At 46.2% G+C, this 20,103-nt stretch carries 15 protein-coding genes; 5 read left to right on the forward strand and 10 right to left on the reverse strand.

The features are described 5' to 3' along the window. Window positions 1-52: 52 nt before the first annotated feature. The 9 genes from IX31_RS09645 to IX31_RS09685 all read right to left on the reverse strand — a co-directional run bounded on the left by IX31_RS09645 (window position 53) and on the right by IX31_RS09685 (window position 12,165). Window positions 53-412, reverse strand: a complete 360-nt coding sequence (locus tag IX31_RS09645) for a hypothetical protein (RefSeq protein WP_034457607.1) — start codon at window positions 410-412, stop codon at window positions 53-55. Continuing rightward, window positions 396-920: a chemotaxis protein CheW gene (locus IX31_RS09650; protein ID WP_034457609.1), complete on the reverse strand. Its 525-nt coding sequence runs from the start codon at window positions 918-920 to the stop codon at window positions 396-398. The genes IX31_RS09645 and IX31_RS09650 overlap by 17 nt, the downstream gene beginning before the upstream one ends. Beyond that, a complete protein-coding gene (locus tag IX31_RS09655; RefSeq protein WP_241767181.1) occupies window positions 917-2,575 on the reverse strand; it encodes a diguanylate cyclase in 1,659 nt (552 codons plus the stop codon). Before IX31_RS09655 ends, IX31_RS09650 begins: the two co-directional genes overlap by 4 nt. Before the next feature lie 33 nt (window positions 2,576-2,608). Beyond that, window positions 2,609-2,977, reverse strand: a complete 369-nt coding sequence (locus IX31_RS09660; RefSeq protein ID WP_034457611.1) for a response regulator — start codon at window positions 2,975-2,977, stop codon at window positions 2,609-2,611. A 148-nt stretch (window positions 2,978-3,125) separates the two neighbouring features. Next, window positions 3,126-5,270 carry a hybrid sensor histidine kinase/response regulator gene (locus IX31_RS09665; RefSeq protein ID WP_034457614.1) on the reverse strand — a complete coding sequence of 715 codons (2,145 nt, stop codon included), beginning with the start codon at window positions 5,268-5,270 and terminating at the stop codon, window positions 3,126-3,128. 8 nt (window positions 5,271-5,278) lie between these two features. Beyond that, a complete protein-coding gene (locus tag IX31_RS09670) occupies window positions 5,279-6,703 on the reverse strand; it encodes a CheR family methyltransferase (RefSeq protein ID WP_034457617.1) in 1,425 nt (474 codons plus the stop codon). Continuing rightward, window positions 6,700-7,767, reverse strand: a complete 1,068-nt coding sequence (locus IX31_RS09675) for a chemotaxis protein CheB (protein WP_034457619.1) — start codon at window positions 7,765-7,767, stop codon at window positions 6,700-6,702. The genes IX31_RS09670 and IX31_RS09675 overlap by 4 nt, the downstream gene beginning before the upstream one ends. Next, entirely contained in the window at window positions 7,754-9,853 is a 2,100-nt protein-coding gene (locus tag IX31_RS09680) for a methyl-accepting chemotaxis protein (RefSeq protein ID WP_034457621.1), read from the reverse strand. Before IX31_RS09680 ends, IX31_RS09675 begins: the two co-directional genes overlap by 14 nt. 131 nt (window positions 9,854-9,984) lie before the next feature. Then, window positions 9,985-12,165, reverse strand: coding sequence for a sensor domain-containing phosphodiesterase (locus IX31_RS09685; protein WP_241767182.1), 2,181 nt, complete (start codon window positions 12,163-12,165; stop codon window positions 9,985-9,987). Window positions 12,166-12,926: 761 nt separating this feature from the next. On the opposite strand from IX31_RS09685, the gene IX31_RS09690 reads away from it, so the two are divergent. From IX31_RS09690 to lapD, 5 genes are all read left to right on the forward strand, one after another. Next, complete coding sequence (locus IX31_RS09690) at window positions 12,927-15,122, forward strand: putative bifunctional diguanylate cyclase/phosphodiesterase (RefSeq protein ID WP_034459937.1); 2,196 nt, start codon at window positions 12,927-12,929, stop codon at window positions 15,120-15,122. Continuing rightward, window positions 15,112-16,026 carry a transporter substrate-binding domain-containing protein gene (locus IX31_RS09695; RefSeq protein WP_072009436.1) on the forward strand — a complete coding sequence of 305 codons (915 nt, stop codon included), beginning with the start codon at window positions 15,112-15,114 and terminating at the stop codon, window positions 16,024-16,026. The genes IX31_RS09690 and IX31_RS09695 overlap by 11 nt, the downstream gene beginning before the upstream one ends. 1 nt (window position 16,027) lies before the next feature. Beyond that, complete coding sequence (locus tag IX31_RS09700; RefSeq protein ID WP_034457627.1) at window positions 16,028-16,894, forward strand: amino acid ABC transporter substrate-binding protein; 867 nt, start codon at window positions 16,028-16,030, stop codon at window positions 16,892-16,894. Between the two features lie 82 nt (window positions 16,895-16,976). Continuing rightward, the gene (gene lapG / locus IX31_RS09705; protein ID WP_051880659.1) at window positions 16,977-17,615 is read left to right on the forward strand and encodes a cysteine protease LapG; all 639 of its coding nucleotides are present in this window, start codon (window positions 16,977-16,979) and stop codon (window positions 17,613-17,615) included. A gap of 9 nt (window positions 17,616-17,624) precedes the next feature. Then, window positions 17,625-19,565, forward strand: coding sequence for a cyclic di-GMP receptor LapD (gene lapD, locus IX31_RS09710; RefSeq protein WP_034457630.1), 1,941 nt, complete (start codon window positions 17,625-17,627; stop codon window positions 19,563-19,565). 175 nt (window positions 19,566-19,740) lie between these two features. Here lapD and IX31_RS09715 read toward each other — a convergent pair whose 3' ends face one another. After that, window positions 19,741-20,091: a hypothetical protein gene (locus IX31_RS09715; RefSeq protein WP_034457632.1), complete on the reverse strand. Its 351-nt coding sequence runs from the start codon at window positions 20,089-20,091 to the stop codon at window positions 19,741-19,743. Window positions 20,092-20,103 lie beyond the last annotated feature (12 nt).

Genomic DNA, 20,103 nt, shown 5'->3' on the forward strand with positions numbered 1-20,103 from the left:
GTTGTCTACGAATTCGACTTGGTGATAACGAAGAGAGCGGGCGGTGCAATACTCACCGCCAGCTTAATAACGGACTCAGGCTTTCATCCTGCACCAGAGCGCGCAGTCCGGGTAATTTGCAGCATTGCTGCAATATCACAGGCAGGGGGAGGATTTCATTTTGCCGAAGTACCACATTTTCCAGCTCTCCCCAGAAAAGCCACCCTGTTGCGACATTGCTCGCAGGAACGAATAGATGCAGATGCATACCGCGCGCTGGCTCATCCGGTAAGCCTAACCATTGGCTAAATCGCTGTATATCTGGATTTTCGTCCCCAGCCAGCACGCAGCGCTGCACCTGCGATGAAGGGATATAAAAATGCGCATCCCCGAGGGTAATTCGCACTGCCGAAAGACTAAGCGAGTGAGTCATAGCCGCTGCTTTCCAGGTAACGCTCAAAGACTAAATTCAAATCCAGCAGTGCAAAATACTCGTGGCCTACAGGAACAATCCCGACCACCACTTTTTGCATGGCGGCAGATAAATTATCAGCAGCTGGATGAATCAGGCTTTCAGCCACATCCAGCACGTCTATTAATTTATCGATAAGAATCCCACTTTGCATTTTATTACCGCGGCCAATAAGAATTGTGCGTTTACCCGGCACTTCCTGCCCCGCGGTTTCAATCAACTGATTTATGTTAATCACTGACTCAACGCGCCCGCGATGATTAATCACCCCTTCAAGAGAAGGCGGGCAGCCCGGCACCCATGAAACAGGGCGCTCTGCCAGAATCTCTTTTATTTGCGAACCGTAAAAAGCAAAATTTTTGTCAGCTTGCTTAAATAAAACAAGGCTACATTGCGGTTCGTCAACGTTGGCAATTTCCCGATGCTCATCCTGATAAAGATTGAGTATTTGCTCTAATGGCTCGCTCATGCCACCTCCTTCTCATCGGCAATGCAATAACGGTTACGACCACGCTGTTTTGCCGAATACAGAGCCTGGTCTGCACGTTCGCGGATAGTTTCAATCTTATCTCCCGGCTGCCAGGAGGCAATTCCCGCACTGAAGGTATTACTGAAGTTAGTCTGGTTGACTGAGAAGTGAATTTTTTCAAACCCCTGGCGCAGTCTTTCAACCACTGCTGCAGCCTGTTCTTGCGTGGTGCCTGGCATAATTATCGCAAACTCTTCCCCGCCATAGCGCCCAACAATATCGGTGCTGCGTAAACGATGGGAGAAAAGCTGTGAGATGCCCAGAATCACCTGATCGCCCGCGACATGGCCGTAGGTATCATTGATATTTTTAAAGTGATCCAAATCGACCATGACCAGACTAAATGGAATGCCGCTGTAGTTGGACTCTGTAATGGCGCTTTCCAGATAATGCGTTGTCGTTGAGTGGTTATACAGGCCCGTCAAACTATCCTGAGACATACGAGCACGCAGCGTACGCATTCTTTCTGCTCGAATCGAAACCGCATTAATTAACTCCTGCGGATCGGCCTGCTTAATAATAAAATCTTCCGCACCGGTACTCATCGCCCCAAACTGGGTTTTCTTATTGGTTTCACTTGAGAGATAGGCGATTGGCAAACCGATATGTTGTGGGATCTGACGAATCAGTTTTGTCAGTTCTTCACCACTGTAGTCCGGCATGTGGAAATCCATAAGAACAATATCGATCGGATGGGTATTGAGAACATTCAGCAAGTGCGGAATCTGTGTAAGAACATGCACTTCCATCCCCGCCATACGCAGCATTTCGGCATTGTATTGCGCGACTTCAGGCTCATCATCAATCAGTAAAACCTGATACGGTTTTTTCAGTGACGGCTGCGTTAAGCGGTGCAGTTCCTGAACTAAATCGGTGGTTGATGCAGGTTTCACATAGTAACCATCACACCCGGCTTTTATCGCGTTGATACGGGCGTGGAAATGGCTATGGCAGGAAAGATAAAGCACCGGGAAAGGAGTGCCGACTTTCTTTCTCAGATCGGACATCGCAAGCGGGCCGCCATAAGCGTTATCCGGGAAGCTGACATCCATAATGACCACTGACGGAGGCTGTGATAACACCGCCTTGGTAAAATCTGCTGTGTTGGTAAACACATAACAGATAAAGCCGAAGCAGCGAAGCTGGGTTGCCAGTAATTCAGCCTGATCGCATTCATCATCACACAGATAAACAGGCTTAATGGTGCGGTTAATCGCCACCTCTTCCTGAGTAGAAGCCGCTATCGGGAACTTAACTAAAGAATCAGCCCCGCGACGTGCGCTCTCCATCTGCTCTTCCGTCAATGCATATAACTGCCGCATTATCTCGCCAAGCTTGCTGTACTTCGTATCCGAAACAGAATGGCTCACTAACAGGTGTTCACCTTCAGCCGCCTGGCTGGCAATTTTCGTGAACCCAAATGACGCGCTGGTTCCGTGGATGCTATGCAATAAAAGGTGCAATTGCTTACTATCTGCTTCATTCGGCTCCGCGACTAATTTCGCCAGCAGCCCATCAGCCTGGTCCAACATCACGGGAATACGTTGCAAAAAACGCTGACGCAAGCGAGCGATTTTATCCTGAGCAGTATTCATCGTATTCTGCATAAATTCTTGTTTTATCATGATTTATATTTGCTCGACCGCCGCATCTGGCTTAAGTAATTCATTCACTACCGCCACCAGTCTTTCTGCCATATTCTCGTCTTTCTTCACCCAGCAATCCGGGATGATGGTGATATCTGTCATCTCACTGGCGCTGAGTAAAATAAAAGGTTTTTTCCAACCGTTGGCACGCAAAACCTCTAATAGATCCAGCCCGGTAATTTCCGGCATATGGAAATCGCTGATGACCAAATCGATTCCATCATCAGAATCAATATTGGCTAATGCGGTCATTGCACTTTCAGCAAGAATCACTTCATAGCCGCTCATTTCCAGAAATACCGAAGCCAATTCAGCGGCAAACAAATCATCATCAACTAATAAAACACGCATCTTTTTTCTCACTTATACCCATCGCCCTTCAAGACACAGGGTTGTTGGCTGCTCTCATTCACCCGAATCGCTTACATCAGCAAGCTCATCGGGATTCACTCGATTGCCGCCTGGCTGCATCTTGAAGTCGCTTGGGTATTTTACGTTTTCAGCATAAAAGCATTTTTAATGTTTCTATGAGGCTGTCCTGTTCGAAATCACCCTTGGCTATATATGCATCCGCGCCCACCTGGATTCCTCGGCGGCGATCTTCTTCTTTAGCCCGTGAAGTCACGATAATAATCGGAATATGTTGGTAATTATCTTCGGCGCGCAATGCTTTAGTGAGGGAGAACCCATCCATCACTGGCATTTCTACGTCCGTCAATACGGCGTCAAACTGTGTTAGACGCGCTTTTTGTAACCCCGAGAATCCATCTTCGGCGAGCGTGACCTGATAACCGTGTGCTTCCAGAACGTTTTTCTCAATTTCACGCGTATTCAATGAGTCATCGACTATCAACACATGCCACGAGTTCTGTCGAACCTGCGGCTTAGGAGCAGCGGTCCGCGGCTGCCCTTGTTTTTGTGCCATCTCCATCAGAACCGGAACTTGCAAAATACTGACCAGTTGGTTGTCCTGGCTCAGAACCATGCCGGAGACTAGCGGCTGCTGTTGCATATGCTTTGGCAGAGGCTTAATCATCATGCTGCGTTCGTCGAGCAATCGGTCCACCAGCATCGCCATCTTGCCAAACTGGTTCTGAATGATGATAAGCAGCAAGTCGTTCGTATTGGAGGCTTGTGAGCTTTGCCCTCCGGGCCTGTCGTTGATACGCAGTAATTCAGCCGCTGAGATAACCGGGATAAACTCGTTGTGCAGAATAATTGCTGGCCGCCCGGCAATATCACGAATTTCTTCACGAGAATATTTAACAACCTCAACGACATATTGAGCAGCAAGGCCAAAAAGATGGTTCTGCTGCTCAAACTGCAAAATGCGCATCATCGCCAGAGAAATGGGCAGCCTAATAATAAAGGTGGTGCCTTGCCCTGGGCGGCTATGAACCTGAAGCGTGCCTTGCAAGTCGGTAACAATGGTTTTGCGAACGATATCCAAACCCACACCACGGCCGGATAATTCGGTGACAATCTTGCTGGTTGAAAAACCCGGGTGGAAAATAAGCTCGTTACATTCCAACTCTGAAAGCTGATCAACGACGGCAGCATCAACCAAACCTCGAGCCACTGCTTTGGCGCGAATAGCCGGATAATCTAATCCACGACCATCGTCCTCTACGCGCAGCAAAATACCTCGCCCGTCTTGCTGAGTGGTCAGGGTGATAGTGCCACGCGCGGATTTCCCCGAAACCAAACGTTCGGAGGGTTCGCAAAGACCATGATCGACGGCATTACGTAGCAGGTGAGTTAGCGGCTCAGAAAGTCTGTCTATGAGTTGTCTGTCGATCTCTACTTCACCACCCAAAATGCGGCAGTCCACCTGCTTATTCAGGGAAGTCGCGAGTTCGCGTACCTGCATAGAGACCGGCTCAAACAGCATTGACACCGGAAGCATCCGAATAGTGGTGGCAACGTCATAGAGTTCATACATCTGGAGATGTTGAACCTGAAAATCTTCTTTTAATTTGCGGCTAAATTGCAGAACCTGCGTGCGCAGTTGCTCTACATCCATGTGAGAGATACGCGGCCCCAGATTAACTAAACTCTGTACCTGCTGCTCAAGGCGATCATGGCTGGCGACAACTTCACCGAGAATATTAATCAGATCATCGAGTTTTTCGAGCTTAACTCGTACCGAACCGGCCTGTTTTAACCCACCATCTAATACTTCAAACGATGGCAAAGTGGCCGGTTTTTCTACCGAAGCTTTAACCACCTCATCAGTTACTGGGCCCATCTCACCACGGCTGGCACGGGCTAATTGCTCGCATAATGCAACATCTGCCGGAGGCAACTGGTTATTACCTTCACTTGCCGACAGTTGCGTCAGTTGATTCGAGATGTAGTCGCAAGCCTGAAGAACCAAGGTGCCAAGACTTTGGTTAGGCTCGAGTTTTTTATCCCGCAGCTCGCTTAATATCTCTTCAAGTTGATGGGTGACATCGGCGATGCTTTGTAATTTCAGCATTCGAGCCCCCCCTTTCAGGGTATGTGCCGCGCGGAACATCTCTCCGATTTGTGCGTCGGTATTTTGGCCAGACGAGAGCAGGAACGCCCCCTCTTTTACGGTATTTAAATGGCCGTTTGCTTCATCAATAAAGCGCAGCACAAATTTTTTAAGATCGATAGCCATACGGTTCTCTATTGCCCATCCTGAGTGGTGAACTGCGCCAGCTGATGTTCACAAAGAAAACGAAACGAATTACTCGGAAATGACAGCGGCAACCGCAGTGCGGTGGCGTTGCCGGTATTGTTCATTTCGGCGTTGAGTAATTGCAGTGTAATGCGGTAGGTCCGCTGAGCCGGTCGGTACAACTCACTTTGTCGGTACATTTCCGCCAGGTAGTAATGGGCAGGCCAATAACCCGGTTGTTGATAAACAACCTGTTTGAACCAGGCAATGGCTTGTTGGGTATGTTGCTGCCACATCATTGCCAGCCCGAGCAACATTTTCGCTTCCGCAGACCATTCATCCAGTTCAAGTACGTGTTTCGCACTCAGAGCCGTTTGCTCGAACTCACATTTTTCCAGCGCAATTGCGCCTTTGATAACCAGTGCTTCCTGATTATCGATATCGCTATCGAGCACCTGGCCTATCCACTCTTCCGCCTCGGTAAAGCGTTTATCCGCAACGCAAGCGAGAGCCTTTTTAATCCAGCTATCACACTGCTGTGCAGAAGGGACAGGAGCGACAACAAACGGTGCTTCGGCGGGAATAACTGGAGTAATAATTCTTGGCTGTACGCCAGGTGCCGGAGCCTGAGTTCGTGACGCCTGGGGCTGGCAAAAGTAAAAACTGCCGAACTCTTGCTTAAGTTTCAGGATGCCAAAGTTATTTGCCAACGTCTCCGCGTTACCAAAGAACAATGCACCATCAGGTTGCAACATCGAGAGAAGATTAAAATGCAGGATTCGCCTGGTTTCGACATCAAAGTAGATGGAGACGTTACGCAGCAAAATAATATCGAATTTGGGCTGTAACTGTTCTTTGACGATATTTGCCCGATGGAACTTCACTTTATTGTGAATCACATCGTGAAGCTGAAACTGGTTACCGTTGCGTGTGAAATAGGTTTGCTGCAACAACGGATCAACACCACGGAAAGAGTAGCTGGAGTAATTTGCCGCACGGGCTTTATCCAGAATCTTGGTGTCAATGTCGCAGCCGTGAATATCGACATTATCCGTAAATTTATCGTGGTATTTCTGATGAAGTTTTATTGCCAGAGAGTAGGCTTCTTCACCCGAAGAACAACCTGCGCTTAAGATGCGCACTGGGCCGCTGCGCTGCTCAAGAATGCGCGGCACCAGCTTATCGCAAATGATGTCCAGCACATCTGGCTCACGGAAAAAGTAGGTTTCGTTAATCGTCAGCAGGCTAAGAAGCTTGTCGAACTCGACAGTCGAGACACAAAGGATCTCATAGTACTCTTCGAAACTCTCTTTTCCGCGCTCAGAGATACGCTGATGCAATGCCGCATTGAGCAATCCTTCCATGCCATTAAAAAAATGCAGGCCTACTCTGTCCTTGATGAGTGTTTTAAAGGCCGCAATGTTTGGGATCATGGCTGTTTGCCCTCAGAGGCCCCAAGGCGAGCCATAGATAATAAAGTCCCGGCAAGCTTTTCCAGCGGCAGAATTTTATGGATGATATTTTTATCGATGGCGAACTTATTCATACCGAATACGACAGATGAGCCTTCATCCTGAGCCAACGTTTTACCGCCTTTTTTATAGATAGCTTCAATTCCATGGCACCCATCACTCCCCATACCGGTCATGATGAGCCCGACGGATTTTTCACCATAAACTTCAGCGACAGACTCCAGCAGTAAGTTACAACTCGGGTGATAGACATCACTCGCTTTACGAGGAATAGCAGCTAACCGATGGTATTTTTTTACTACCAGATGGTGTTCGGGAGGCAGGATATAGACATGACCTGCACACAGGACGTCATTTTCCTGAGCGAGCTGCACAACAAGCCCAGTGACGCTATCCAGCCACTCCACCATGCTTTTGGCAAAACCGTCGGCAATGTGCTGGGCAATAATAATGGGGCAAGGAAAATCAGCAGGCAGTGCCTGCAGTAATTTGCTCAGCGCCTGTGGCCCACCCGTCGAGCAGGCGATAGCCAGTACATAAGGCCACTCCCGGTGATACGCATCATCAAAGCCGCAAGCCTGAACGCTATCGTGCTGAACCTCGGGGGGGTGACGCAAACCCTGGATGTGGCGAATCACTTTAACCCCGACCAACATTTCGACCTGACGGTGCAAGGCTTTGGTCGCGAGCACAGAGTCCCCCTGATTGCTCACTACGGCTAACGCTCCACGCGTGATGAACTCGGCATCCCACTGTGCATCGGAATAATAGCGCATCACCATGATAGGAATTGCGCAAGTCGCCATAATCGTTTCAACGGTTTCCACGTTTTCCGGACCTGGCGCACCTAAGGTCAACAACAGAAGTTGCGGAGCCATCTTTTGGACCAGGGTCGCCGCTTGTTCGCGATGTACTGCCTGGCCTACAACCTCGATGTTGTTGTTAATCTCAAGCTGTCGAATCAGGGAGTTGCGCGACACACTCCCATGATCGACGATCAGCACCCGAATTTTAGGCCTGTTCATCAGGTCCATCCGCCAACTTGAACGACTGTGAAGCCTGGTTCAACTCTTCGGATAACTGAGTCATATCCTGGCTGATGGACAGAATGTCTTTAATTGATTGAGAGGTATAATTGCTGGCAACCACAATTTCGCGCAAAGCCATAACAACCTGATTGCTAGCGGTTTTCTGCTGCTGAGTTGACAGTGAAATCTGCATGGCCGCGGTGGATGTTTGCTCAGCAGTCGCCACAATGTCGTGTAAACGTTCGGCGCTGACTTTACAGGCTTTGGTACCAGCTTTAATGCTGTTGCTACCTTTCTCTGCGTTAAGAACCAGGCGATTAATCGAGTTTTGGATTTCGCTGATTTTGTTCTCAATCTCAAAGGTCGATTCAGTCACTGAATCTGCCAGGCGGCGAATTTCTGCAGCAACTACCGAGAAACGTTTACCGGACTCGCCAGCACTTGAAGCTTCCAGTGCTGCATTGAAGGCGATGAGCTTAGTCTGATCCGCGACGTTGTTGATGATCACCATCACGCGGCTTATCTCTTTAGACTTGTTACCGAGCATCATAATTTCGCGCATGCTTTGCTGGTTGTCGCTGTCGATATCTGACATGCGAGTGAGCAATTCACCCATCGAATCGGAGCCCTTGTTACAGTCTTCAAGAGTCACATTGGCAATGTCTACCACTGCGCGAGAATGCTCAGCAATCTGCGTAGAGGACGCTGACAGCTCTTCCATCGTCGAAGTGATTTCTGCTACTGAAGAAGAGGTTTCAACGCTGGTTGACGCCTGGCCATCAACAGCCTCAGTGATTTTTAGTGCTGCTTCATGTACGTGATGAGCATGAGTAACAACCCCACCGACCAACGCATGTAAAGATGCTCTCATCTTTTCATTGGCATTGAGCAACTCACCAATTTCATCTTTATGATCGATCTGAATATCAACAGTAAGATCACCTTGAGCAATCGACTGAGAAATTTTCAATACGTTCTTCAGACGCTTGGAAATCAGGATTCGACTGGTAAAAGCAATAAGCAGCAAAATAACCGGCATCAGAAGCACGCTGAAAATTAGCAGGCTATTGCGTACAAGATTGCTACTTTTGGCAACATCATCAACAAAACTGGTGGTAGCAACTATCCAGTTAATACCATCAATATGCTCAAATACTGCGACTCTCTTACGTGGTGCTGCACCATATCCACTCACAGTTTCGTAATAAACAGTGCCGTTTTTACGCGCTAAAATATCGGAGTAGCGCTTGTAGCCATGGGCGTCAGTCAAGTTTTCAACATGTTGGTTAACCAGTGTTGGATGTGCCACCATCATCCCTGGACTAAATCCAGCATCCATCACGTAAGCGTAACCACCCTCGCCAATATGTACTGCTAACAGCTCTTTAATGACTGGTTGCAGAGCAAGTTTAACGTCAAAACCAATCGCTACTGCCCCCACAACCTGGCCGTATTTATCGGAAATAGGTTCATAGTGACTGATGAACTGTTTTCCGTATAACACCACCACACCAGAATAGGATTTATTTTTGATCAAACCTGCCAGCGCAGGGTTATCGTGGCTAAGCACTGTAGCCGTGGCTATTCTTCCTTCTTTACCCTGCAACGTCGTGGAAACGCGAACAAACTGATCCCCTTCGCGCACAAAGGTAGAGGCAAACACACTGGTTAACTCAGTAAAATGAGCGTTGATACGCGTATCGTTTAACAACGCTTTTAGAGCATCGGAATCGAGAGAACGCAGCGGGACATCCGACATATTCTGATAATTATTAATATAAACGTTGCTGTAACGCTCAGCGTCCTTCATCACCCTTCTGTATTCAGTCAGGATGTTGTTATGGAAGATTCGGGTATTGGAACGCAGGACTTCCAGCGCGTTGTTTTCCAGTTGCGAGGCTAAGTAATTCGAGAGCAGGAAAGAAGCGCCAATCAGCAATATACCAATAAACGAAACCAGCATTAGCCCCAGTTTCATGGCGACACCCACCTGCAACTTATGCAGCCAGAATGCCAGAATATTTTCTTTGCCTTTAGCCTGTTCCACATCGGAGTGGCTCTGCATGTTTAGAAATTTATGCATGGGGTTCCAGTTATTTAAATAATGTGAAATGAATGCTGATTAATTTCGTGCTACGTGTGGTACTCACTGGACACGCAAGCGTAAGGGCCGGAAATAAAATCATTTCAGATGGATTCGTTTTCATCGCAATTTCATACCAACGTAAGTAAAGGCACAGGCTTACCAATGTGGTATCCCTGAAGCCAGTCCACGTTCATTCTTTCAAGGGTTCTTTGAATCTTTTCGTTTTCAACATATTCAGCGACTACCTGCATATTTTTCATTCTTGCCACGTGGCAGAACGACTCAACGATGTAGTGGCTTAGCTCGTTCTCCGTAATTTCACGAATGAAAGAGCCGTCGATTTTCAAGATATCTGCGCTGACATCTCTTAAGCGCGCATGGCTTGAAAAACCCGTTCCGAAGTCATCAATAGCAACCCGACAGCCCAGGCTTTTAAGTGAACGGACGGTATTCTGAGATTGTTCGGTATCCGAAAGCGCATCAGCTTCGGTAATTTCAAAGATGATGCGATGCGGGTCGACTCCGAACTGCGTAAGCAACAACTGAACGCTATTAACAAAACTTGCACGGCACACAGTTACCGGAGCCAGATTTATCGAAAAACAGTGCTCAGGATGTAACTGCATTGTTTTTAAAGTATTTTTTATGACCCACAAATCAATATCTGGCGCAAGGCCCGCTTCAGTTGCCACGGGTAAGAACCGATCCGGTGGAATAAAACGACCTTCTTCGTCCAGCATACGCAGCAGTATTTCGTGATACCGTTCTTCACCACGGGTGCTCACGATAGGTTGAGCCATCAAGACAAATGCATCGTTATCCAGTGTTTTCTGTAAAACCGTGCGAATGTCAGTACGTCCGACAATATGATTTTCAATTGCGCGGCTGGACTGAGCTTCGAGATTTTCAGGCTTACCACTCACCACCGATAGCCCTGAGACAATGCCCAGCTTTCCTGTAAGGCTGTAAACGTCATCGCAAAATTGTGTAGCCCGGCAATAACCAAGCCCACTGCGAAAACCGAGTTGCTGATTATTATGGGAATAACGAAACGTATTCGCTGACCGGTACAGAATGCTGAGTCTTCCCCAACTTGGCTGCTCGAGTTTTAGCAGCAGACCGTAACCTGCGTGGTAGTAAACCTTTTCGTTGGCATTGAGTTTTGTACGCAGAGTTTCGCCTAGCTTTTTCTGGTATCTGGCGCGAAAGTGCAGGCCATAACGCCGGGCAAACAGATCCACTTCAGGAACCTGTATCAGGCAAACCGTAGAGTTCGGGGATGCTTTTACATCGGCCTTTAGTGCCCGGAGATTAGGCATGTTGGTCATAGGGTCTGTGAGCCCCATATGCAGCAACTGCTCGAAGCGTAACATGTTGAATCTGGCCAGAACGCCCATGATGACAATAGTCAGGGTAAAGATAAAAATGACCGTTGAAACCAACATCTGATGGAGCATGAAGTCATCGTTCAGCGCGATATAATTTGCGTTGTTCTTCGCCAGCACGATCATCATTACGGTCCAGACTGGCGCCGTAAAAACATAGCCGATACGCACAGAACTCCACAGCATCAGCGGGAAAATTAATATCAGGCTATAAAACGTGAATAATACATTGCCCTGATAAGGAGTATTCAGGCAGTACATCAGAATCAGTAGCAGCACCGACCACGCTGCATACTGGGAAAGGCCCACGTTTGTAGAAAACTGAGCTTTCATCGTCCTTACACAAGTAAACCAATACTGCGGGCGGCAAATAATCCTTAACACTGTATAAAACAGTGGAATACCGGTGACACATCCGTTCATCACCCCTTGTATTCTGACCAGAACTTCAGCATTGAAAACATGGTCCAGCACCATTTCTGAACTGCTATGGTAATTTGTCAGCAAGCAAATCACTTCATTCATCACGGTGTTTAGCAAAGCATTGCAAACGCATAACCAGATAATTCTTTTGGTCGTGAGCTTGATACGCCCAAAACTTGCCGCACTCCGCCAACCGGTACTCTGTTTATAAAGGAAGTAGCTGATCAGGGCCGCTAGCTGATAACAAAACAGTTCGTAGATTTCAGGTTCTGGGCGGAATATCAATATGTAAACCGCGAGCAGAGTTGTCCCGGCAATGACTCTGTAGCCAAACAACACGAGTAAAGCCGTCAGAGCCGCTAACCTCAGGTCATACACGACCAATACATGGTTATCAAAAATCCGATGGCTACTAAGTAGCTGCGCCAGTAAGTACAGCAGGCATGGAAGTACCAGCGGTAAAATCCACCGTTTATTGGTATGCGCTGTGCTATTGCTCACTGTAGAGTCCAAGTATTTAACCCGTCTTGTATGTTTTCGTGTGTTATTAATGTGATGTGGTGAGTGTATTGCTAAATGGACAAAAATCTTGCAGCAGATATAATGAATTAAAACAAATACCGTAATTAATTAACATTCACACCATAGCAAAAAAGACATATTCCCTTCCAGGCTAGCAGCGGTATAAACAAATAACTAACAATTACTCTTAACTTTAATAATCTTTATGACTAATGAGCGTTGAAACTGCTTTCATTCTCAAGATTTTTTAATTGTATTCATTTTTCGAACAAAAAAGAACAGCCATTTATAGGTAGAAATGGACAATAAAGAACAATGGGAAATTGTAAAAAAACAAACAGAAAAAACACCCAACTTACTGAAAAACAACAATAATGACAAGAATAAACATTAAGGGATGCTAGCTCTATAATGTTTAATGAAGGACAATACATAATAGTATCTAACGTGTTTATTTAATACAGACGTTAAAGATAATCAATCAATGCTGAAGTTGGTTTTTAACGTATGTTTATTATGATTGACTTGACTAGCAGTGTTAACTATAGTCCCGGCGCGTCGCTCTACCTTTATTTATTATCTCATCAACAATGCTACATTATAGTTGATAATTGTTGACGCAACGTCTGACACACTTCATAAAAACTCACATAAAAGCAACAACCAGACAATATAGTAATGAGTTAATACCAAATTTTTAATTCATGAGTCATTCGCATTTATTAGGAAACGAACAATCTGTGGCTAAAAATTTTTTCTCGCTTAAAGGCGTAAAAGGTTGGCACCATTCTATTGCAGGAAAAATAACCCAATTCTTACTGGCGGGTATTCTTATTGCATTTGGGGCTGGTGCATGTGCTGGTTGGGGCCTGATAGATAGTTTCTCGTATCAGCAGTGGGTACACCAGGCTGAAGCGAATGCTCAAATAATGACTTACATCGTCCGTAACGTGTACACGAATGTTGCAGTAGGCACGAGCTCAACCGGGCAAATTACACGTATTGTCTCGGAGCATAAACTGGGTGATCCCGACTCAGTCATTCAAACGGGTTATAACCCTGTCGATGTATTAGCCCTGGCTTCAGTGCAAACGCGTAACCCAACATGGCTTTTCCTTTATACGCCAGAAAAAGGCTTTCAGGGCATCAGCAATAACTCAGACTCACCGGAAGCAAAAATAACCTTTAAAGGGCAAAGAGCCACCGACGTTTTGGTGAACTATTATATTGGCTTCGCCTCGATTAACGGAAAAGAGTGTTTTATTAGTGCCGTTCCAATCCTTACACCATCAGGTGAAATTCTTGGCAGTTTAATCAGTAGCATCGGTGATAAAAGCCAGCTGTATGCCGCTTATGATGCCATGTTGAAGAAGACACTTGTCATTCTGGCATTGGTTTTATTGGCGACACTCGCGCTGGTTACCCTCTTCATGCGCCGACTATTCCGTCCGGTCCCTGTACTCATTAACTCTTTAACTCGCATTGCACACGAGCAAACCGATCTTATTACACCATTCTTAGACCAGGATGATGAAATCGGAAAGCTTGCTGCTGCAATTGAAAAACTTCGCGTGGCGATGGTGGAACGAGATTACCTGCAACGAATGCAGGAGATGTCGCAAAAAATGGAATATATGGCTCACCATGATTCCCTGACCGGCTTCCCAAATCGCGCCTCCTTTAGCCAGGCCCTTGATAAGTGCATCCGCGAAGTGAACCAGAACGGGCAGCTATTCAACCTTCTGCTTATTGACCTTGATAACTTCAAACCGGTCAACGATACCTTCGGTCACTCAGCAGGTGACGAAGTGCTTATTGGCGTTGCCCAACGTTTATCACTGCTGTTAGGGCCATCAGATTTTGCAGCCCGACTGGGCGGCGATGAGTTTGCCATTCTTCAAAGCGTGAAGTCAGATAATTGCCAGGAAGCAGCGGCCCTGTCGCAGAAAATTGTGCGTGCATTAAGCATTCCATTTACCTATGGAACAAATTCATTTGCGATCAGCTGTAGTGTCGGCATCGTAGCGGCCCCTTCTCAGGGAAATAGCGCGACAACCTTAATGATAAACGCCGATCTCGCCTTATATGCTTCAAAACATAGCGGTCGCGGCTGCTATCACTTCTTCGAAGATGGCATGATGATGAAACATACAAACAGTGTGTTTGTTAATCAGGAAATCATTAATAGTATTGATAACAACGAGTTTGTATTGCACTACCAGCCTATTGTCGATCTGGAAAGTGAAACTGTTTGTGGTTATGAATCGCTAATTCGCTGGAATCATCCAACCAAAGGTCTGATATACCCTGATTACTTCATTAATATTGCTGAAGAATCGGGGCTGATTATCCGTCTTGGTGAGTGGATTATTCGTCAGTCCTGTATGGCAGCAGCTAAGTGGCCTGAAACAATAAAAGTTGCCGTTAATATTTCGGCCTATCAACTTCATAACCCTGGATTGCTTGATATTATTGTCGATGCACTGAAACAAAGCGGCCTCTCGGCCAATCGCCTTGAAATCGAAGTGACTGAATCTGAAAAACTGGATCAGTCCATCGCATTACCCGTCTTTAACAGCATTCGCGAGATGGGAATATCCATTGCAATGGATGACCTGGGCACCGGGTACGCAGCCCTGGATTACCTGCTTATTTATCCATTCACGCGCATAAAAATTGCCCGCACGCTCATTATGAAACTGGAACAAGAAAGTGCCAGCCAGTATCTGGTAGTCATGTTGATTCAGTTTGCTCAGAAATATGGCATGAGTGTGACGGCGGAAGGCGTTGAAACCGAACAACAGCGAACTATTTTACGGCGTATTTCTTGTCAAAACGTACAAGGCTACTATTACAGCCGACCGTTGCCAGAAAAAGATCTGGAACCAACCTTTGGCAATAAAGTTATCGACGGTGAGGTTTGCAATGCTGAATAAGCCATTGTTTTATAGAAGCTCGTATCTCGCCATTGCGCTATTGCTTTTGATAAGCCCGCTGTGCCGGGCATATAACATTCATAGTAAGCCTACCCTGGAAAGAATAGCTGAGACAAAGACCATTACTCTCGGCTATCAGGATGATGCGTTTCCATTTTCTTATATTGAGTCCCAGCATCCAGCGGGCTATTCCATAGATATTTGTAATAAAATCGTTGATGCACTCAAAGTTAAGTTAAAAATTAAAGTTCTCAAAGTTCGCTGGATCAAAAGCAGCACCGCCTCACAATTTGTTTTAATCAAAAACCATGTGACGGACATGATGTGCATTCCGGCATTTTATTCAGAAGCGCGCCATCAACAAGCGGAGTTTACCCTACCCTTCTTCTTTTCCAGCACACGCTTTATCACTCGGAAAAATAATCATACCGATACCATCCATGATTTAGCCGGACACAGTGTGTTAGTCAAAAGTGGCACAATCTATGTTGAGCAATTACATCAACTTAATAAAATGAACGATCTCAATCTTAATATAGAGCTAGACAATAATAACAATGCAGCATTTCAGAATATTGAATCAGGAGAATCACCCGCTTTAATTTCAAGCTACGTATTGCTTAAAGGTATGATGACCCTGGCCCCTAATCCTGATGAGTTCGAAATCTCGGATGAGGTGTTTAGCCAGCCAATACCTGCTGGGTTACTGCTGCCCTTAAATGATAGAGACTTTAAAAGCTTCGTCGATGACACAATGAAATTAATCCTTATTAGTAAGGACTTTACTAATTTATATCAACATTGGTTTATGTCACCCATTCCGCCGAAAGCGATAAATCTTAACATACCTATGTCGACTGCACTAAAAGCGCTAATTTCAGCTACATCGAACGATACGAACTAAAATGAAAAAGTTATTTAATCTCAAGCTAAAGCATTTGCTTAATGCATTGATGTTAATACCATTAATCATGGTGTCGCACCATTTATCAGCACAACCAACGTCTGTTACTCTTGAACATATCAAATCAAGTAGCACGTTAAATATCGGCTATCGTCAGCTTGAACCGTTTTCATTCCGCGATAGTGATGGCAAAGTCACAGGCTACACTATTGCACTGTGTAATATGGTTGCTGATGAATTACGAGAAAGCCTGGGTATCAAAAAGCTCGCTATTCATTATATTCCTGTTTTATTTACCGAACGTGTTTCCGCACTGAACACCAGCAAGATTGATTTAGATTGCAGCGTTAACACGGTTGCACCTGAGCGCAAAAACAGCGTCTCTTTCTCTGTTGATTACTTTGTCGCAAACATGCGCATTGTGTCCCTTCGTAAAAATAATATTAAATCCCTTAATGATTTAAGAGGCAGAACCATTGCTGTTCCGCGCGGTTCTAAAGACCTGTTAGAACTGAACAGGATTAATCGCGAAAAAAACCTTAGCCTATCGATTGTGACTTCAGATACTGTGGAAGACGCTTTCGATATGATGACGCAAAAACGTACAGCCGCGCTAATATTGGATGACATTCTGGCTTATCCTTATATCAACAAAAGCGAACACCCTGAAAACTTCTTCGTTTCGCATGAGGTTGTTGGTGTTAAAATGAAATATGCCCTTATGATGAGAAAGGAAGATCCAGTTTTTGTCGCTTTTGTCGACAAAACTCTGGGAAAAATATTCGAATCGCCCCTTAATGCTCAGTTAGCAAATAGATGGCTGACGCAGAAAGTGGTCGCAAAAAACACACAGAAAACCCAATATTAAGCGCCTCTATGTGGACGTGTAATTGAACTCAGTCAGGAAATTTTTGCCGACCAGGCTACCTGCGCATTTCATATTTTCTGGAATGCTGTTGTTATTGTTGGCGGGGAGCTCGTTGCGTGCTGCCTGGGATTTCACCACCATTCAACAACGCACCGACAGGCTTTATGGCCCTGCCACTATTGACGCCGGGCAGCGAATTGATGACTGGCAGCAGCTGCTGCTTGAACAGCGAAACAAAAGTGAGTCTGAACAATTAAGTGCAGTGAATCATTTTTTTAATCAGAAGCTGCACTATCGTGAAGATATTGATATCTGGCACGTAATCGACTACTGGGCAACACCGATAGAATCCCTACGAAAAGGGGAAGCAGATTGCGAAGACTACGCCATCGCTAAATATTTCACTTTACGTCAGTTAGGTGTTTCAGGAGAAAAGCTGCGTATTACCTACGTTAAAGCCTTACGTCTTGATAAAGCACATATGGTATTAACCTGGTATGAAACACCCGATGCAATACCGATAGTACTTGATAGTTTGACGGATAATATTTTGCCTGCAACAAAGCGTACGGATTTATTACCTGTTTATTCCTTTAATGATAACGGTCTGTGGTTACCAGGAAGTCAGAATAATAAACGTGTCGGGGATAGTAAGCGCCTTTCTCGCTGGCAGGATGTGTTGAAAAAAATGCGGGAAGAGGGTTTCCCAATTGATGAATAGGATAAGCCTGTGTCTCTTTTCAAACAGCTTCTTATAGCTATCTTTCTTTTTATGCTGATTATTTTCAGCGGCAGTTTTATTGTTAATCTCGAAAGTTCTCGGGAGCAGTACAATAACCAACTGCTTTCACACGCACAGGATGCTGCGACGGCACTGGGCTTATCACTCACGCCACACGTAGACGATCCGGCAATGATCGAGCTAATGGTGAGTTCGATTTTTGATAGTGGTTACTACGATGCTATTCGCGTTATTGATCAGAGTAGCGGGAAAATCATCCTTGAGCGTACCGCCTCTTTATCTATTCCTGAGGTTCCGCACTGGTTCGTTGCGTTGGTTAATGTCTCTCCGCAGGCGGCTGAAGCAACAATTATGCGCGGTTGGCAGCAGGCAGCGCGCGTCGAGGTCGTGAGCAACCCGGTCTTTGCCATTAAGCGTTTATGGCAAAGTACCCTGGCAAACCTGTTGTGGATGCTGGCTTGTAGCGTCGTGTGTATTCTGGCCGGTGCCGCACTATTACGCCGCCAATTACGCCCCCTTAACTACATGGTCAAACAATCACAAGCGATTACTCGCCGTGAATACCTGACTCAGAACGACTTACCGAAAACCCCAGAACTGCGTCGCGTGGTTGAAGCCATGAACCTGATGGTCACCAAGCTCAAGACGCTGTTTGAAGACCAGGCCGAGCATAGTGAGCGTCTGCACAGTGAAGCTTATCTCGACAGCCAAACCGGAGTCGCTAACCGCCGTGCTTTCGATTTACAAATGCAAACGCGTTTAAGTGATGAAGAGACCTCATCAGGGTATTTGCTGTTACTGCGTATTCAGGATCTTGGCGGCTTAAACCAACGTTTTGGCGGCCCACATACTGATAATTTGCTTAAGCATGTTGCCGACATGATGGCTGCTGTGAAAAACCAATACGCCAATGCAGACAGCATTCTTGCCCGTATTCGCGGCGGTGAATTCGCCCTGCTCTGCCCGGGTTTATCACATAATGAAATGCTGAATCTGCAAAATTCACTCCATCAGCAATTAGCCGCTTTCTACGCAACAGGTATGTCAGATATTAATCCTGTCGCGCATACCGGAATGGTGCCATTTAGCTATGGTGACTCTCCACAGTCGCTGATTGTTCAGGCTGACCGCGCGTTGATGGAAGCTGAAACTCACACTACGCATCAGACGAATCTGCTACCTGTGGTGCAAACTGACGCCGCAACAGAAGATCAGCACCTGTGGTTTACCCGTCTTGAAAATGCGCTGAGTAAAGAGCAGTTCCAGCTCTTCTTCCAGCCGGTGGTGAACTGTAAAAACACGCAAGAAGTCATTCATTACAAAGTGCTTTCGCGCATCATTGATGAAGAAGGTAACAGTATTCCTGCGGGTCGTTTCCTGCCATGGATACACCGTTTTGGCTGGAGCCAACGTCTTGACCAGGTGATGTTAAGCCTGACCCTGAAGCAATTGAAAAGCTATCCGGGCTACCTGGCACTCAGCTTGTCAGGCAACTCACTGGCCAATGAGGCGAATATCAAAGAGCTTCTCAGCCCGCTGAAGCATAATCCGCAGCTTGCCAGCCGTTTAATTGTGGAGCTGGACGAAAACCAGCTACCAGAACCAGAGCAGATGGAAGTCTTTATCAAGTCGTTGAACCAATATGGCTGCGGCCTGGGTCTGCAACACTTTGGTAGCCGCTTCGATATGATTGGCCACCTGTCACAATGGGGCCTGGCTTACCTGAAAATCGACTCAACCTACATTCGTCACATTGATATTGAAAACGATAAACGCTTGTTTATTGACGTGCTGCACGGGGCGACCAACAACATTGATTTGCCATTAATTGCCGAGCGAGTAGAAACCGAAGGGGAACTGCGAGTGCTACAAGAAGTGGGGATTTATGGTGCAATGGGGCAGTTGTTGGGTGAACCAGCGCCTTTTTAAGCCGCAAAAAATGTTGGATGACGCTTCGCTTATCCTCCCTACAAACCATTAAACGCTTTCACGAATGCATAGCGTCAAGGCGGCAAGAGAACAAACCCCCAGGAGCTTACAAAAGTAAGTAACTGGGGTTTGTGAAAGTAGCCAACGCAGAAGCAGGACGAAATATGACGGCTATTTAGAAGATGCCCTGGTCGTCACTATTTAACAGATCCTCTAACCCACCCAGTCCCTGGCGCGCCTGCGCACGATTCATCAACTTAACTTGCGCCATTGGCGGCAAATCAGTAATCGTTATCACGCCTTTTTGAATCAGCAAGAAAATCAGGTCGTCCAAAACACGGACCATTTCCAGGTCGCTTCGCTGAAGCAACTCTCGATGCTGCAAACTCTCATCAACAACATTGCGCGCGTTATTCCAGGCTGCAATTTCAGGGGTCGGAGAGAAAACCTCACCCGTCATTCCGGTAAACGGTTCTTTCTCAACACGCGTTAACTGGCCTTCTTCATTACGCTGAACGTAGTACATAGTCGATACCTT

This window comes from Buttiauxella noackiae, assembly GCF_000737905.1.
Lineage (GTDB): Bacteria > Pseudomonadota > Gammaproteobacteria > Enterobacterales > Enterobacteriaceae > Buttiauxella > Buttiauxella noackiae.

What these genes read in the sequence shown, in the direction of transcription:
- IX31_RS09700 (WP_034457627.1), top strand. Translation starts at nt 16,028, where the DNA reads ATGAAAAAGTTATTTAATCTCAAGCTAAAGCATTTGCTTAATGCATTG.
- IX31_RS09670 (WP_034457617.1), bottom strand. Translation starts at nt 6,703, where the DNA reads ATGATCCCAAACATTGCGGCCTTTAAAACACTCATCAAGGACAGAGTA.
- IX31_RS09645 (WP_034457607.1), bottom strand. Translation starts at nt 412, where the DNA reads ATGACTCACTCGCTTAGTCTTTCGGCAGTGCGAATTACCCTCGGGGAT.
- IX31_RS09650 (WP_034457609.1), bottom strand. Translation starts at nt 920, where the DNA reads ATGAGCGAGCCATTAGAGCAAATACTCAATCTTTATCAGGATGAGCAT.
- IX31_RS09695 (WP_072009436.1), top strand. Translation starts at nt 15,112, where the DNA reads ATGCTGAATAAGCCATTGTTTTATAGAAGCTCGTATCTCGCCATTGCG.
- IX31_RS09665 (WP_034457614.1), bottom strand. Translation starts at nt 5,270, where the DNA reads ATGGCTATCGATCTTAAAAAATTTGTGCTGCGCTTTATTGATGAAGCA.
- IX31_RS09715 (WP_034457632.1), bottom strand. Translation starts at nt 20,091, where the DNA reads ATGTACTACGTTCAGCGTAATGAAGAAGGCCAGTTAACGCGTGTTGAG.
- IX31_RS09655 (WP_241767181.1), bottom strand. Translation starts at nt 2,575, where the DNA reads ATGAATACTGCTCAGGATAAAATCGCTCGCTTGCGTCAGCGTTTTTTG.
- lapG (WP_051880659.1), top strand. Translation starts at nt 16,977, where the DNA reads ATGCTGTTGTTATTGTTGGCGGGGAGCTCGTTGCGTGCTGCCTGGGAT.
- IX31_RS09660 (WP_034457611.1), bottom strand. Translation starts at nt 2,977, where the DNA reads ATGCGTGTTTTATTAGTTGATGATGATTTGTTTGCCGCTGAATTGGCT.
- IX31_RS09675 (WP_034457619.1), bottom strand. Translation starts at nt 7,767, where the DNA reads ATGAACAGGCCTAAAATTCGGGTGCTGATCGTCGATCATGGGAGTGTG.
- IX31_RS09680 (WP_034457621.1), bottom strand. Translation starts at nt 9,853, where the DNA reads ATGCATAAATTTCTAAACATGCAGAGCCACTCCGATGTGGAACAGGCT.